The organism is Burkholderia sp. ABCPW 11, assembly GCF_001523445.1.
Classification (GTDB): Bacteria; Pseudomonadota; Gammaproteobacteria; order Burkholderiales; family Burkholderiaceae; genus Burkholderia.
The window spans coordinates 195,267-210,137 of record NZ_LOVM01000031.1 but is presented as its reverse complement, the minus strand read 5'-3'; the positions used below and the strand labels follow the sequence as shown (position 1 = coordinate 210,137).

The window sequence follows — 14,871 nt, the reverse complement described above, 5'->3', positions numbered from 1 at the left end:
CGGGTTCAGAGCCGCGCGAGCGCCGCCAGCTCGCCCGCGATGCGCCCGAGCGGCAGGATCGCACGCGCCGCGCCGAGCGTCGCCGCCGCCTTCGGCATTCCGTACACCGCGCTCGTCGCCTCGTCCTGCGCGATCGTATGGTAGCCCTTCATCCGCAACGCCTTCAGGCCGATCGCGCCGTCGCGTCCCATCCCCGTGAGCAGCACGCCGATCACGCGGCCGGGCCAGTGCTCGGTCAGGCTGTTGAAGAACACGTCGACCGACGGCCGATACGGCGTGGCGGCCGGTTCCCGCGTGTATTCGAGCGTGCCGGCGCGCGTGATGCGCAGGTGATCGTCGGTCGCGGCGAGCAGCGCGACGCCTGGCTGCGGGCGGTCGCCTTCGCGCGCGACGCGCACGGCGAGCCGCGTCTGACCGTCGAGCCATTGCGCCATGCCTTCGGCGAACGCGCGATCGACGTGCTGCACGATCACGATCGGCGCATTGAAATCGGCCGGCAGGCTGCCGAGGATCGACGCGAGCGCGCCGGGGCCGCCGGCCGATGCGCCGATCGCGACCAGCGGGCCGCCGCCGCGCGCGGCCGCGCCGGCGACGCGCGTGCCACCCGGCGCGTCGAGCAGGCGGCCGATCTGGTCGATCTTCGCGAGCAGCAGTTTCGTCGTGTCGCCGGCGGCGCCGTCGCCGAGCCGCGGCGTGTCGACCGCATCGAGCGCGCCGGCGCCCATCGCCTCGAACACGCGCCACGCGTTCGCGCCGATGCAACTCGTCACGATCAGGATCGCGCACGGTCGTTCGGAACGCATGATCCGACGTGTCGCTTCGATCCCGTCGAATTTCGGCATGATCAGGTCCATCAGCACGATGTCGGGCGGCTGCGCGGCGCACAGTTCGACGGCCTGCGCGCCGTCGGTCGCGACCCACAGCACGCGGTGCTCGGGCCGTCGCGCGATCGCGCGGCGCATCGCCTCGACGGCAAGCGGGAGGTCGTTGACGATGCCGATGTTCACAAGCGGAATTCTCCGGTCGGTTCGTAGTGTTGGAGGTGGGCCGGGTTCATGGAGGGGGCAGCCTGTTCGGCGCTCGCTGCCGGGCGGCATCGGCGGCCGGACGGCGCGGCATTCTTTTCGGTTGACGACGCCCGAATGCTGTCATGCAGCGCGGGCGGCGGCAATCGAGAAATGAGCGCATGATGCCGTTTCAGTGCGTTTCCTCTATGACTGTGCCGCATTGCCTGCAAGCGGGCCAGTCGATCCTGTCCGGACAGGCCGCAAAAGTCCGCATGTTACCGTGCCGGCATCGAAAAAAAGAAAGCGGGATCCCGAGGACCGCGCGCGAAACCCTGCTCGTCGTCAGCCGCGCGCCGTTCGCACCGGTCGCGACCGCGCGCGACGGCCGTTTGCCGTAGAGGATCTACATCGAGAGCGGATATGCGTCGATCTACCGCGATTGCGATCGTCCGGTCGAACGCGATGCGCAGCGCGCGCGTTATTTCAGCACGATCCCGTGTGCCGGCCGCGACGAGGCCGAAGCCTTCATGACGGAACGCGATCGCGCCGGCAATGGCGCGGCAGCGAACTTGCCGAGGCGCTTCACGCAGGCTGACGACCGGCAACCGCGCGAGGGCCGGTGGGCTCGGCATGGGCGCGGGCGCGCCGGCCGCGTGGCGGGCCGTAGCGAGCCGTACCGGGCCGTCGAGAGCATCGGGCCGCGCAGCGCACGCGCCCGCCGCACCGTCAATGGCTACGTGCGTAGCCCTGGATCAGCGCGCGCATCATCCCTTCGACCGTCGCGTCGCGCAGGTCGCCTTCCTGCTCGGCTTCCTCGACGAGCGCGGCATAAGCGGTCGCGAGCGTCACGCGGTCGACTTCATGGCGTTGCTCCATCAGCGTCACCATCCCGTCCTTCGCCAGATGAGCGGAGAACGCGCGGCTGCCGATGGTCTGGAATACGTCAATCATGGCGGCTCTCCCGTACGTTGCCGATGCCTTTCAGTGTAGTCGCCGTCCCGGGGCTGCGCCACGCGCGCGGGCCGACCCGATTCGTCCGATGAAATGCGCTCGACACACGGCGCGCGCACGGTATCCGCCGGCTTCAACGTTTACCCGAATCGGCAAATTGTCGACTTTTTATCGATAAAGTCTCGTGTTAGATTTCGCCGTCCGAGCCCGATGCAAACCGGGCCGCCAACGCGTTGCCGACGTGCCGCGCGTCCAGACACACGGAGGAGAAATGCTGGTGCTGATTGGGGTGCCGATCGTCGTGATCGGCTTCGCGCTGCGCTTCAACGCGCTGCTGGTGGTCACGATCGCGGGGCTCGCGACGGGGCTGGCGGGCGGGCTGAATCTCGTCGACATCGTCGGCGCGTTCGGCAAGGCGTTCGCCGAGAACCGCTACATGGGGCTGATCTGGCTCACGCTGCCGGTGATCGCGCTGCTCGAGCGCAACGGGCTCAAGGAGCAGGCGAAGCGGATGATCTCGCGCGTGCATGCGGCCACCACGGGCCGCGTGCTGATGCTGTATTTCGTGCTGCGCCAGGCGACGGCCGCACTCGGTCTCACGTCGCTCGGCGGCCACGCGCAGATGGTGCGGCCGCTGATCGCGCCGATGGCCGAGGCCGCCGCGGTCAGCCGGCACGGCGAGCTGCCCGAGTCGGTGCGACAGCAGATCCGCGCGCACGCGTCGGGCGCCGACAACGTCGCCGTGTTCTTCGGCGAGGACATCTTCATCGCGATCCAGTCGATCCTGCTGATCAAGGGCTTTCTCGAACAGAACGGCATCGCCATCGAGCCGCTGCACCTGTCGGTGTGGGCGATCCCGACCGCGATCGCCGCGCTGCTGATTCACTGCACGCGCCTTGCGCTGCTCGACCGCCGGCTCGCGCGCGGCTTCGGCCTGGTGAAGCAGGAGGGCGCGCGATGATCGGCCTCGAATCGCTGTACACGCTCGCGGGGCTGATGTTCGCCGCGTTCGCGTACTTCAACCTGACGGACCGCACGAACCCGCGGCGCGTCGTCAATTTCGCGTTCTGGGCCATCTACGCGGTCACGTTCCTGTTCGGTGCGCTGCTGCCGCATTTCGTCACGGGCTGCCTCGCGATCGCGCTCGCGCTGATCGCCGGTTCGGGCAGGCTCGGCCGCGGCCGGTCGGACGAGGCCGGCGAGGCGGCGGCCGTGCGGCGCGAGACGCTCGCGCAACGCTTCGGCAACCGGTTGTTCCTGCCCGCGCTGCTGATTCCGGTCGTCACGCTGATCGGCACGTTCGCGCTGAAACTCGTGCCGTTCGTCGACCCGAAGAGCGTGACGCTGATCTCGCTCGTGCTCGGCACGATCGTCGCGTTCGTCGTCGCGCTCGCGATGCTGCGCGATTCGCCCGTGCATGCGCTGAAGGAAGCGCGCCATACGATGGATGCGGTCGGCTGGGCCGCGATCCTGCCGCAAATGCTCGCGGCGCTGGGCGCGCTGTTCGCGATCGCGGGCGTCGGCGGGGTGGTGTCGGGGCTCGTGAAGGAATGGGTGCCGATCGATTCGCCGTTCGCGGTGGTCGCGGCTTACACGGTCGGCATGGCGCTGTTCACGATGATCATGGGCAACGGCTTCGCCGCGTTCCCGGTGATGACGGCGGGCATCGGCCTGCCGCTGATCGTCCATCAGTTCCACGGCAACCCGGCGATCATGGGCGCGATCGGGATGCTGAGCGGCTTCTGCGGTACGCTGATGACGCCGATGGCCGCGAACTTCAACATCGTGCCCGCGGCGCTGCTCGAACTGAAGGACAAGAACGGCGTGATCAAGATGCAGTGGCCGACGGCCGTGCTGCTGCTGGCCGTGAACACGCTGCTGATGTACGCGTTCGTATTCCGCTTCTGACTCGATGGACGAGATCCTCATGACCGACCGACTCACTCCCGAACTCGCGTCGAAATTCGCGTCGCTCGCGCTCGCGCACCTGACCCGCGAATATCCGAACAAGCTCACGCATGCGCTCGAAGGTCCGCACGACGTGCAGGGGCCGCGCGCATTGCATCCGATCTTCTACGGCAGCTACGACTGGCACTCGTGCGTGCACGGCTACTGGCTCGTGCTGCGCGTGCTCGAACGCTACCCGGCATTGCCGGAAGCCGAACGCATCGTCGCGATCGTCGACGCGCATTTCACCGACGCGAACGTCGCCGGCGAGCGCGCGTATCTCGCGCGGCCGCACAACGCCGGCTTCGAGCGGCCGTACGGCTGGGCGTGGCTGCTCGCGCTCGCCGCGCAGCTCGAGCGGCTCGCGCTGAAGGGCGTGCTGCCGCAGGCCGCGCGCTGGGCGAAGACGATGGCGCCGCTGGCCGACCTGTTCGTGTCGCGCTTCGAGACTTTCCTGCCGAAGGCGACCTATCCGCTGCGTGTCGGCACGCACTTCAACACCGCGTTCGCGCTGGCGCTCGCGCTCGATTTCGCCCGCGACACGCAGCGCGACGGGCTTGCCGCGCTGATCGTCGATACCGCGAAGCGCTGGCACCTGAACGACGTCGCATGCCAGGCGTGGGAACCGTCGGGCGACGAATTCCTGTCGCCCGCGCTGATGGAGGCCGAACTGATGCGGCGCGTGCTGCCGGCCACCGAATTCGACGGCTGGTTCGCGCGCTTCCTGCCCGACCTCGCGCGCGGCGAACCCGCGACGCTGTTCGTGCCGGCGACCGTCAGCGACCGCAGCGACGGCAAGATCGCGCACCTCGACGGGCTGAACCTGAGCCGCGCGTGGTGCCAGCGTTCGCTGGCCGGCGCGCTGCCGGCAGGCGATGCACGGCGCGCGAAGCTGCTCGACGCGGCCGACCGGCATCTCGCGAGCGCACTCGCGCACGTGGCCGGCGACTACATGGGCGAGCACTGGCTCGCGACGTTCGCGTTGCTCGCGCTGGACGCGTAGCGCGAAATCGCGCGGCCGGGCAGGACCGGGCACCGTCCGACCTGCCGTGCGCCGAATGCCGGATCGACCGCGACGTGTGGCGCCATCCCGATGGGCAGCCAATCGACGCGTTGCCGCTGCCGTTCGACCGGCTTTGCATCGTGCGCAACACCGCTTTCCATGACGGGACCGACGCGCGGCGACGACGACTCGCTACACTGCCGTACCGGTTGGACGGGCCCCGGCATCAGGCCCCCGAGCAAGGAGACAGAAGAGGATGGACACCCCACGCGCAGCGGTCGTCACGTACCGCGGCAATGCGATCGAGAACACGCACGTCGCCCATGTGGCGGTAGTCGACGCCCGCGGCCGGCTGCTGGCCCGGTTCGGCGATCCGTTCCGGATGACGCTCGCGCGGTCGGCCGCCAAGCCGGCCCAGGCGCTGTCGGTGATCGAGACGGGCGCGCCGGAACGTTTCGGCTTCGACGACGCGGACATCGCGTTGATGTGCGCGTCGCACAGCAGCGAAGACCGTCACATCGAACGCACGCGCGCGATGCTCGAGAAGGTCGACGCGCACGAATCGGATTTGCGCTGCGGCGGCCATCCGCCGTTGTCCGACGCGGTGTACCGATCATGGATCAAGCGCGACTACACGCCGACTAGCGTATGCAGCAACTGTTCGGGCAAGCATGTCGGGATGCTGGCGGGCGCGCGCGCGATCGGCGCCGCGATCGCCGATTACCATCTGCCCGACCATCCGATGCAGGTGCGCGTGAAGCACGCGGTGGCCGACGCGTGCGGCCTGCGCGACGACGAAGTCGACTGGGGCATCGACGGCTGCAACCTGCCGACGCCGGCGTTCTCGCTGGATCGACTGGCGCGCCTGTACGCGTCGCTGGCCGACGGTGCGGACGCGGTGGAAGCGGGCGGCGCGCTCACCGATCGCGTGCGCGCACTGGCGCGCATTCACCGTGCGATGACCGCCTATCCGGAACTGGTCGCAGGCGACGGGCGCTATTGCACGGTGCTGATGAACGCGTTCGGCGGGCAGGTGGTCGGCAAGCTCGGCGCGGATGCGTGCTACGGGATCGGCGTGCGCGCGTCGGAACGCACGCGGCAACTCGGCGCGGACGGCGCGCTCGGCATCTCGGTGAAGATCGAGGACGGCAATCTCGACGTGCTCTATATGGTCGTGAGCGAAATCCTCGAGCGGCTGCAGATCGGCACGGCCGAGCAGCGCGCGCAACTGGCTGGCTTCCACCGGCCGCGGATGCTCAATACGCAGGGCGTCGAGTTCGGGCACGTGACGTTCCCGTTCGAATTGCAGGCGGCCTGAACGCGGCCGCCGCGCCGATGCCGCCAGCCCGCAATCCGGGCCGCGCATCGGCGCGCGCTACGCGCGTGCGTGGCGAAGCTTCGCCAGTTCCCGATCCGACAGCTCGCCGATCTGCGCGAGGTGTTCCACGAGAAAATCCTTCAGCACGCGCAGCTTCGCCGAGCTGCGCCGGTTCGCCAGATACGCGATGTAGATGAATTCGCCGGTCAGCCGGTTCTGCAGCCGGTAGCGCGGCAGCACGGCTTCGAGCTGGCCGCTCGCGAGCAGGTCGCGCACCAGCCAGATCTCGAATTCCGCGATGCCGAGCCCTGCGCAGGTCGCTTCCAGCAGCAGCTCCGAATGGTCGGTGACGAGATTGCCGGCCGGCAGCACGCTGTGCTGGGTGTCGCCGTTCACGAAAGCCCAGCGAGGATCGCCTTCCGGATGCACGTAGCGCAGGCAGTTGTGGTGCTTCAGGTCGTCCGGCGTCGCCGGGCGCCCGCAGCGGTCGAGGTAGCCGGGCGTCGCGCACAGGATGCTGTCGTTGCGCGACAGCCGGTGGACGACCAGGTTGTCCAGGTAGTTCTCGCCTTCGTGGATGTCGAGGTCGAAGCCGCCGGCCACGAGGTCGTTGTGGTTGTCGGTGAGCCGCACGTCGAGCTGGATCGTCGGATAGCGCGCCAGAAACGGCGCGATCAGCGGCGCGAGATGGCGGCGGCCGAACGCGACCGGTGCGGTGAGCTTCAGCGGGCCGCTCGGCTGTGCATTCAGCTCGGCGACGACGCGCAGCGTGTCGTCGAGATCGGCGATCAGCGTGACCGCGCGCTCCAGATAGATATGGCCGGCTTCGGTGAGCGTCACGCTGTGCGTCGAGCGGTGCAGCAGCGCGACCCCGAGCGCCTCCTCGATCGCCGTCACCTTGCGCGCGACCGTCGACGTCGACACGTGCATCTCCTTCGCGACCGCCGAAAAACTCCCCGTTTCGACCACGCGCACGAACGCGCGCATCGCGCCGAGGTGATCGATGCCGGTTTCTCTCGCGCCTTTCTTCATTCGATTCTCGCTGTTGCGCCACACGCAAAACCGCTTTCGATAATACAGAAGGGAGCTTGTTTTTGCAAAGGCATAGAATGCGAACCCGTCGCGTCGGCAAGCGGCGAACGACGAGCGGCACGAGACATCCTGGAGGGCACGATGACCGAAAACGGCTTCCGCGTCGAAGCGGATCTTTTAGGCAAACGAAGTATTCCGGATGCCGCCTATTACGGCGTCCACACGCTGCGCGCGAAAGAGAATTTCGACATTTCGGGCCGCACCATTGCGTCGCTGCCGTACCTCGTGATGGCGCTCGCGGCCGTGAAGGAAGCGGCGGCCGACGCCAACTGCGAACTGGGCTTGCTGCCGCGGCCGTACCGCGATGCGATCGCCGCCGCGTGCGTCGAGATCCGCGAAGGGCGGCTGCACGACCAGTTCGTCGTCGACGTCATCCAGGGCGGCGCCGGCACGTCGACCAACATGAACGCGAACGAGGTGATCTGCAACCGCGCGCTCGAAATCATGGGGCACGCGCGCGGACAGTACGAATATCTGCACCCGAACGAGCACGTCAATCTCGCGCAGAGCACCAACGACGTCTATCCGACCGCGATCCGGATCGCGACGTGCTTCGCGGTCGAACATCTGCTCGAAGCGATGGCGCGGCTGCGCGATGCGTTCGCCGAGCGGGCCGACGCGTTCGCCGGCTTGCTGAAGCTCGGCCGCACTCAACTGCAGGACGCGGTGCCGATGACGCTCGGCCAGGAGTTCTCGACCTACGCGGTCATGCTGACGGAAGACATCGCGCGGCTGCAGGAGGCAGGCTGGCTGATTCGCGAGATCAACCTCGGCGCGACCGCGATCGGCACGGGCATCACCGCGCACCCGCAATACGCGGAGAAGGCGCTGGCCGCGCTGCGCCGGATCACCGGGCTCGACCTGAGCACCGCGCCGAACCTGATCGAGGCGACGCAGGATTGCGGCGCGTTCGTCCAGGTGTCGGGCGTGCTCAAGCGGATCGCCGTCAAGCTGTCGAAGATCTGTAACGACCTGCGGCTGCTGTCGAGCGGCCCGCGCGCGGGCTTCGGCGAGATCAACCTGCCGCCGGTGCAGGCCGGCTCGTCGATCATGCCCGGCAAGGTGAATCCGGTGATCCCGGAAGTCGTCAACCAGGTCGCGTTCGAGGTGTTCGGCAACGACGTGACCATCACCTTCGCGGCCGAGGCCGGCCAGCTTCAGCTCAACGCGTTCGAACCGGTGATCGCCAGCGCGCTGTTCCGCAGCTTCAGCCACCTGACGGCCGCCTGCACGACGCTCGCGCAGCGGTGCGTGAGCGGCATCACCGCGAATCCCGAGCGGCTGCGCGAGACGATGGAGCGCTCGGTCGCGCTCGCCACCGCGCTGAATCCGTACATCGGCTACAAGCGCGCGACCGCCGTGGCCGCCGAAGCGCACGAGAGCGGCAAGTCGATCCGCGAAGTCGTGCTGGCTCACGGGTTGATGACCGACGCGCAACTGGACGAGGCGCTGCAGCCCGAAGCGCTGATCCGGCCGCGCGCCTACTGATTCCGCCCGCGCGGCGCCGGCCCATGCCGCCGGCGGCCCGCGCGTGGCCGTTCCCCGCAGCGCCCGTCGACGGGCGCGATACATCAAGAAACGGAGACACACCATGAAGCACGCCAGCGAGCGCCCGGCCGACACGGCCGGCGGCGCGGATCCCCGTCATGCCGACCGCGATGCGATGTTCGCGTCGCACGAAGCCGGCTACGAACAGAAGTTGAAGCCGCGCCACGTGCAGATGATCGCGATGGGCGGCGCGATCGGCACCGGCCTGTTCCTCGGCGCGGGCGGCCGCCTGCAGAGTGCGGGGCCCGCGCTGGCGCTCGTGTATCTCGTGTGCGGCGCGTTCGCGTTCCTGATCATGCGCGCGCTCGGCGAGCTCGTGATGCACCGGCCGACCAGCGGCAGCTTCGTGTCGTACGCACGGGAGTTCATGGGCGAACGCGCGTCGTTCGTCGCGGGCTGGATGTACTACCTGAACTGGGCGACGACCGGCATCGTCGACATCACCGCGGTCGCGATCTACATGAAGTACTGGGCCGTGTTCACCGACGTGCCGCAATGGGTGTTCGCGCTCGGCGCGCTCGGGATCGTGTCGGTGATGAACATGATCGGCGTGAAGGTGTTCGGCGAGATGGAGTTCTGGTTCTCGATCGTCAAGGTGGGGACGCTCGCGCTGTTCCTCGCGGTCGGCGCCGTGTTTCTCGCGAGCGGGCATCCGGTCGCCGGCCAGATGCCGGGGCTGCATCTCGTTGCGGATCACGGCGGGATCTTCCCGCACGGCATCCTGCCGGCCGTGCTGATCGTGCAGGGCGTGGTGTTCGCATACGCGAGCATCGAGCTCGTCGGCGTCGCGGCGGGCGAGACCGCCGATGCGCGCAAGGTGTTGCCGAAGGCGATCAACAGCGTGATGTGGCGTATCGGGCTGTTCTACGTCGGCTCGGTCGTGCTGCTGACGATGCTGCTGCCGTGGACCGCGTACAGCGCGCACGAAAGCCCGTTCGTGACGTTCTTCAGCAAGCTCGGTGTGCCGTACGTCGGCACGGTGATGAACGTCGTGGTGCTGACTGCCGCGCTGTCGAGCCTGAATTCCGGCCTCTATTCGACCGGGCGCGTGCTGCGCTCGCTCGCGATGGGCGGCTCCGCGCCGCGCTTCGTGTCGCGGATGAACGCGCGCGGCGTGCCCTATGGCGGAATCCTCGTCACGGTCGCGGTCAATGCGATCGGCGTGCCGCTGAACTACATCGTGCCGGCGCAGGCGTTCGAGATCGTGCTGAACATGGCATCGCTCGGGATCATCACGACCTGGGGCTTCATCGTGATGTGCCAGATCCTGTTCCGTCGCGCGGTCGATCGCGGCGAACTGAGCCCGGTGTCGTTCCGGATGCCCGGCGCGCCTTTCACGTCATGGCTCACGCTCGGGTTCCTGGTCAGCGTGCTGGTGCTGATGGCATTCGATTATCCGGGCGGCACGTGGACCGTCGCGATGATTCCGGTCGTCGTGCTCGCGCTGGCGATCGGCTGGAAGCTGGCGAAGCGCGGAGCCGTGCGCGAGCAGGCGGCGACGCCCGCATCGGCGCGCGCCGTTGCCGAGCCTGCCCGGAACGCGTAATGCCATGCACCGCAGGCGCCGGTCCGTTTGCGGGCCGGCGCCTGCGGTGCGTCCGGTTCAAGTCCGGTTCAAGCCGGCGCGCTCGCCGACCCATCGGCCGAAATCGCCGGCCATCTCCGCGGTCAGCTCGTGTCCGGCCGCATACAGCCGTGTGTCGTGCGCGATGCCGAGTGCCGCCAGTTTCGCATCGGCCTTGTCCGCCCACGCGACGGGCAGCTTGTCGTCGAAGCGGCCATGCACGATCAACGCGTGCAGCGGGCGAAGCGCATCGCGCCGCGCGATCAGCGGATCGATTTCCGGCAGGATGCGGCCGCACAGCACGGCGAACGCGCTCACATCGCCCGGCGACGTGAGGCCGACGCTCGCGCTCATGATGCCGCCCTGGCTGAAGCCGGCGATCACGGTCGCCGGCGCGGGGGCTGCGCCATCCCGCGCGCGGAGCGCGTGCAGCAGCGCGATCAGTTGCACGCGGCTCTCGTCGGCACGCGCCGCATCGATTTCAGGGCCGTTCGGGCCGAAACGCACCGGAAACCACGCATGCTGATTCGGCCCGAACGTGAGCGGGCCGCGCACGAACGCGATTTCGATGCGCGGATCGATTGTGCCGGCCACGTTCAGCAGGTTGGTTTCGTTGCCGCCGACGCCGTGCAGCAGCAACAGGCGGGCGGCGGGGTGGCCGGTGGCCGGGCGCAGCCGGTACTGCAGCCCGGATTCGGGATCGGTGGTCAGCGGCAGAACGTCGGTCATTGCGTGAGTCCGAAAGGGAACGATGCGACAGTCTAGAGCGGGCGGATCGGGACGGGAATCGCCGGGGCGGGATTGATTGTTTCCGCGGGGGAACGAATCGGGGCCGCGGTGCGTTGCGGGAACGGATCGCGACGCCATGCGCCAGGTATGGGCCAACGGCCCGGCAACCTTTCGACGGCAGGCCGATCGGACGAGTCGTCATTCTCACGTGCGTTGACAAAATAGATACATTTTGTAGATACGTGAGGGTGCGAAGATGGATACGGCAAAGATCTTCAAGCATGACGGCTCGCAGGCCGTCCGGCTGCCGAAGGATTTCCGCTTCGATACGGCCGAGGTGCGCATCCGCCGCCATGGGGCGTCCGTCATTCTTGAACCGGTGCCGCAAGACTGGGCATGGCTGACGCCGCTGATCGGCCCGGTCGACGCCGACTTCGAGGCTGCGGCGACCACGCAGCCGTCCGCTCAGGAGCGCTCGAGCCTGGATGTGTTCGAATGAAGTTCCTGCTGGACACCACCGCGGTGATCGCCATTCTCAACGGCGAGCCGGCAATGCTGGCCCGTCTGCATGCCTGGCAGCCGGCCGATTTCGGGATCCCGGCGATCGTCGCGCATGAGCTTTATTACGGCGCGTACAAGAGTCGGCGAGCGGCAGCGAACGTCGCACGTGTCGACGCGTTTCAGTTCGAGGTCGTCCCGTTCGACACCGAGGATGCGCAGCATGCGGGCGAAATTCGTGCGCATCTGATCGCGGCCGGTACGGCGATCGGCCCTTACGACGCGTTGATCGCAGGGCAGGCGCGCGCCCGGCATCTCGTGCTCGTCACGCACAACGTCGGCGAATTCGGGCGGGTTCCGCGGCTGCAATTCGAAGACTGGCTCGCCGAACCGAGCGAAGGCCGAGCGGCGGATCGTGCACGGGCGACATTAACGAGCCTGCCAGGCGAACGCAGCATCGATTATAAAAAGAGGCCGAAATAAACCGGCTCGCCGATAATGCGCAAACGTTTTACCGGCATTCAATAAAACGGATTTCGCGGAGCATGAATAAAACGATGAATATCCGCTATTGCGGCGATGCGTCGGGCGCCGTGACCGTGCTGCATATGGCGGCGGCAAGTTAACGGAAAATCCGCGAAAAACTTTAGGCTTTTCCCCGCACAATTATTCATTTCAATTTCCTCAATGAACGATTGATTGTCGGTCATCGGACAGTCATACACCATCCCCGATAATTCGGCGCTCACATTCTTTCATTAGACCAGAGGGCGATCGAAGCCGGATCGCTGCGGGGAGCTGTACTCATGACCATCCGTCATCGCATTACGCTACTAGTCGTCCTGACGTTCTTCGCGCTGTCCGCGATCGGCATCTATGCCGTGTACCAGACGCGCAAGAGCGCATCCGAGGTGCGTCAGGTCACCCAGGGAATCGTGCCGAGCGCGCTCGCGTCGGCGGATCTCGTCGCCGACGTGAAGAACATCCAGATCGCGACGATGACGCTCGTCTACGCGCCCGACGCGAACACCGCCGCGCAGGCCCGCGACGAGCTGAAGGCGAAGCAGGCCGCACTGCGCGCCGCGCTCGACGCGCAGGCGAAATCGGCGGTCGGCCGCGCGCAGGAAGGGCTCGTCGCACAGGCGAAGGACAGCGCCGCCAACTATTTCGCGGCGATCGACGACACCGTGAAGATGAAGGCGGACGGCAAGGCCGAGATGGCGCAGGCCTACCTGTTCGCGAACGTCGCGCAGTATCGCGACGAACTCGAAAGCATCGTCGACACGCTGCGCGTCGAGAAGAACCGCCAGAAGGACGACGCGATCGGCGCGCTGAACGGGATGCTCGCGACCACGGCGACCGCGATCGCGGCCGTCGCCGGCACGGTGATCGTGTTGCTGACCGCGCTCGGCCTCGTGCTGTATCGCCAGATCACGCGCCCGTTGATCGGGATGCAGACGGCGATGAGCGAGATCGCGAGGAGCCAGGATTTCACGCGCCGCGTGCCGGTGGGCCGGATGGACGAAATCGGCCATTCGATCGTCGCGTTCAACGGGATGATCGAGAAGATCCAGGAGAACGCCGCGCAACTGAAGCAGAAGACGGCCGACATCCAGGCGATGCTGCAGAACATGCAGCAGGGCATCCTGACCGTCGTCGAAGGCGGCGTCGTGCATGCGGAGTATTCGGCGTACCTCGAAACCATCTTCGAGACGAACGACATCGCCGGCCGCGACCTGATGGCGCTCGTGTTCGACGATTCGGCGATCGGCGCCGACGCGCGTTCGCAGGTCGATGCGGCCGTGCACGCGTGCCTGGGCGAAGACAGCATGAACTTCGCGTTCAACGAGCACCTGCTCGTCAACGAAGTCGCGAAGCGGATGCCGGACGGCCGCGAGAAATGGCTCGATCTGAGCTGGTCGGCGATCACCGACGAGACCGACACGGTGGTGCGCCTGATGCTGTGCGTGCGCGACGTGACCGAGATCCGCGAGCTGACCGCGCAGGCCGGCGAGCAGCAGCGGCGCCTCGAGATGATCGGCGAGATCCTGTCGATCAGCCAGGACAAGTTCCACGACTTCGTGCACAGCGCAAAGGGCTTCCTCAGCGAGAACGAGCGGATGATCCGCCAGCACGAGCGCGCCGATCATTCGATCGTCGCGGCGCTGTTCCGCAACATGCACACGATCAAGGGCAATGCGCGCACCTACAGCCTCCAGCATCTGACGAACATCGTCCATGAAGCGGAGCAGGCGTACGAATCGCTGCGGCGTGCGGACAGCGGCCCCGAGTGGAACCGCGACGCGCTGATGGACGACCTGGCGCGCGTGCGCGAAGCCGTCGATCACTACGCGACGATCAACGCGGTCACGCTCGGCCGCAGCAGCGAGCCGGCGCAAAGCGGCGCCGATTTCCTGATGGTCGAGCGCGCGCGCATCAGCGAAAGCCTGCGCGTGCTCGACGGCGCCGATCCGGCGAATGCGTCCGACTGGCACGCGGCGCGCGATGCCGTGCGGCGCATGCTGAGCCAGCTCGGCACCCAGGGTATCGGCGAGGCGCTCGGCAGCGTGATCGAGTCGCTGCCGTCGCTCGCGGCCGAGCTCGGCAAGCCGGCGCCCGTCGTGCATATCGACAGCCACGGCCAGCGCGTGCGCAGCGAGATCGTCGCGACGCTGAAGAACGTGTTCATGCACCTGCTGCGCAATTCGATCGACCACGGGATCGAATCGTCCGACGTACGGCGCGCGGCCGGCAAGGCGGCGTCCGGCACGATCGACATCGCGGTCGGCGTGGGCGGTGGCGAGCTGTGGTTCGTGCTCGGCGACGACGGCCGCGGCCTCGCGCTCGAGCGGATTCGCGGCATCGCGCGCGAGCGCGGCTGGATCGATGCCGACGACGCGGCGGCACTGTCCGACGAGGAAGTCGCGGAGCTGATCTTCCGGCCGGGTTTTTCGACCGCGCAGACGGTGACCGAAGTATCCGGACGCGGCGTCGGCATGGACGCGGTGCGCAATTTCCTGAAGCGCGAGGGCGGCGATATCGCGCTGCGCTTCACCGACGATCGCGTCGGCGCGCCGTATCGCGCGTTCGAGACGATCGTGTCGCTGCCGGCGCGCTTCGCGGCGGACGGTGCCGCGCATGGCGCGGGGCTCGCCCAGCGGGCGCGCAGCGCGGATATCGGCGCAGCGGAGTGACGGCGTGATCGTGCAGGCGT

At 67.6% G+C, this 14,871-nt stretch carries 14 protein-coding genes and 1 pseudogene; 10 read left to right on the top strand and 5 right to left on the bottom strand.

The genetic code is table 11. The annotated features are described in order from the left end of the window. Positions 1-5: 5 nt before the first annotated feature. Complete coding sequence (locus WS61_RS12795; protein ID WP_059500800.1) at positions 6-1,007, bottom strand: chemotaxis response regulator protein-glutamate methylesterase; 1,002 nt, start codon at positions 1,005-1,007, stop codon at positions 6-8. 179 nt (positions 1,008-1,186) lie between these two features. On the opposite strand from WS61_RS12795, the gene WS61_RS35640 reads away from it, so the two are divergent. Further along, entirely contained in the window at positions 1,187-1,405 is a 219-nt protein-coding gene (locus tag WS61_RS35640) for a hypothetical protein (RefSeq protein ID WP_257127255.1), read from the top strand. A 328-nt stretch (positions 1,406-1,733) separates the two neighbouring features. Here the strand turns inward: WS61_RS35640 and WS61_RS12790 are convergent, their stop codons facing one another. Then, positions 1,734-1,958 carry a hypothetical protein gene (locus tag WS61_RS12790; RefSeq protein ID WP_027782734.1) on the bottom strand — a complete coding sequence of 75 codons (225 nt, stop codon included), beginning with the start codon at positions 1,956-1,958 and terminating at the stop codon, positions 1,734-1,736. A gap of 271 nt (positions 1,959-2,229) precedes the next feature. On the opposite strand from WS61_RS12790, the gene WS61_RS12785 reads away from it, so the two are divergent. The 4 genes from WS61_RS12785 (at position 2,230) to WS61_RS12765 (ending at position 6,226) form a co-directional block, all read left to right on the top strand. Further along, entirely contained in the window at positions 2,230-2,919 is a 690-nt protein-coding gene (locus WS61_RS12785; RefSeq protein WP_034205098.1) for a DUF969 domain-containing protein, read from the top strand. Next, a complete protein-coding gene (locus WS61_RS12780; RefSeq protein ID WP_059500799.1) occupies positions 2,916-3,866 on the top strand; it encodes a DUF979 domain-containing protein in 951 nt (316 codons plus the stop codon). The genes WS61_RS12785 and WS61_RS12780 overlap by 4 nt, the downstream gene beginning before the upstream one ends. 19 nt (positions 3,867-3,885) lie before the next feature. After that, entirely contained in the window at positions 3,886-4,908 is a 1,023-nt protein-coding gene (locus WS61_RS12775) for a DUF2891 domain-containing protein (RefSeq protein WP_059500884.1), read from the top strand. Between the two features lie 256 nt (positions 4,909-5,164). After that, positions 5,165-6,226, top strand: a complete 1,062-nt coding sequence (locus WS61_RS12765) for an asparaginase (RefSeq protein WP_059500797.1) — start codon at positions 5,165-5,167, stop codon at positions 6,224-6,226. A 57-nt stretch (positions 6,227-6,283) separates the two neighbouring features. Here WS61_RS12765 and WS61_RS12760 read toward each other — a convergent pair whose 3' ends face one another. Continuing rightward, a complete protein-coding gene (locus tag WS61_RS12760) occupies positions 6,284-7,258 on the bottom strand; it encodes a LysR family transcriptional regulator (protein ID WP_059500796.1) in 975 nt (324 codons plus the stop codon). 141 nt (positions 7,259-7,399) lie between these two features. Between WS61_RS12760 and aspA the strand changes: the two genes are divergently transcribed. Together aspA and WS61_RS12750 are read left to right on the top strand one after the other, a co-directional pair. Continuing rightward, positions 7,400-8,806, top strand: a complete 1,407-nt coding sequence (gene aspA / locus WS61_RS12755) for an aspartate ammonia-lyase (RefSeq protein WP_059500795.1) — start codon at positions 7,400-7,402, stop codon at positions 8,804-8,806. 103 nt (positions 8,807-8,909) lie between these two features. Continuing rightward, positions 8,910-10,412, top strand: a complete 1,503-nt coding sequence (locus tag WS61_RS12750; protein ID WP_059500794.1) for an amino acid permease — start codon at positions 8,910-8,912, stop codon at positions 10,410-10,412. A 57-nt stretch (positions 10,413-10,469) separates the two neighbouring features. Here WS61_RS12750 and WS61_RS12745 read toward each other — a convergent pair whose 3' ends face one another. After that, the gene (locus WS61_RS12745; RefSeq protein WP_059500793.1) at positions 10,470-11,159 is read right to left on the bottom strand and encodes an alpha/beta hydrolase; all 690 of its coding nucleotides are present in this window, start codon (positions 11,157-11,159) and stop codon (positions 10,470-10,472) included. Between the two features lie 256 nt (positions 11,160-11,415). On the opposite strand from WS61_RS12745, the gene WS61_RS12740 reads away from it, so the two are divergent. Both WS61_RS12740 and WS61_RS12735 read left to right on the top strand, forming a co-directional pair. Beyond that, entirely contained in the window at positions 11,416-11,658 is a 243-nt protein-coding gene (locus tag WS61_RS12740; RefSeq protein WP_059500792.1) for an antitoxin, read from the top strand. Further along, positions 11,655-12,053 (top strand): annotated as a pseudogene (locus tag WS61_RS12735) (type II toxin-antitoxin system VapC family toxin); the annotation flags it as partial. The gene WS61_RS12740 and the pseudogene WS61_RS12735, both read left to right, overlap by 4 nt. Positions 12,054-12,178: 125 nt before the next feature. Here WS61_RS12735 and WS61_RS33250 read toward each other — a convergent pair. Continuing rightward, on the bottom strand, positions 12,179-12,367 hold the full coding sequence (locus WS61_RS33250) for a hypothetical protein (RefSeq protein ID WP_257127253.1): 189 nt from the start codon (positions 12,365-12,367) through the stop codon (positions 12,179-12,181). A 96-nt stretch (positions 12,368-12,463) separates the two neighbouring features. Between WS61_RS33250 and WS61_RS12730 the strand changes: the two genes are divergently transcribed. Continuing rightward, complete coding sequence (locus tag WS61_RS12730; protein WP_059500791.1) at positions 12,464-14,851, top strand: MCP four helix bundle domain-containing protein; 2,388 nt, start codon at positions 12,464-12,466, stop codon at positions 14,849-14,851. The last annotated feature ends 20 nt before the right edge of the window (positions 14,852-14,871 follow it).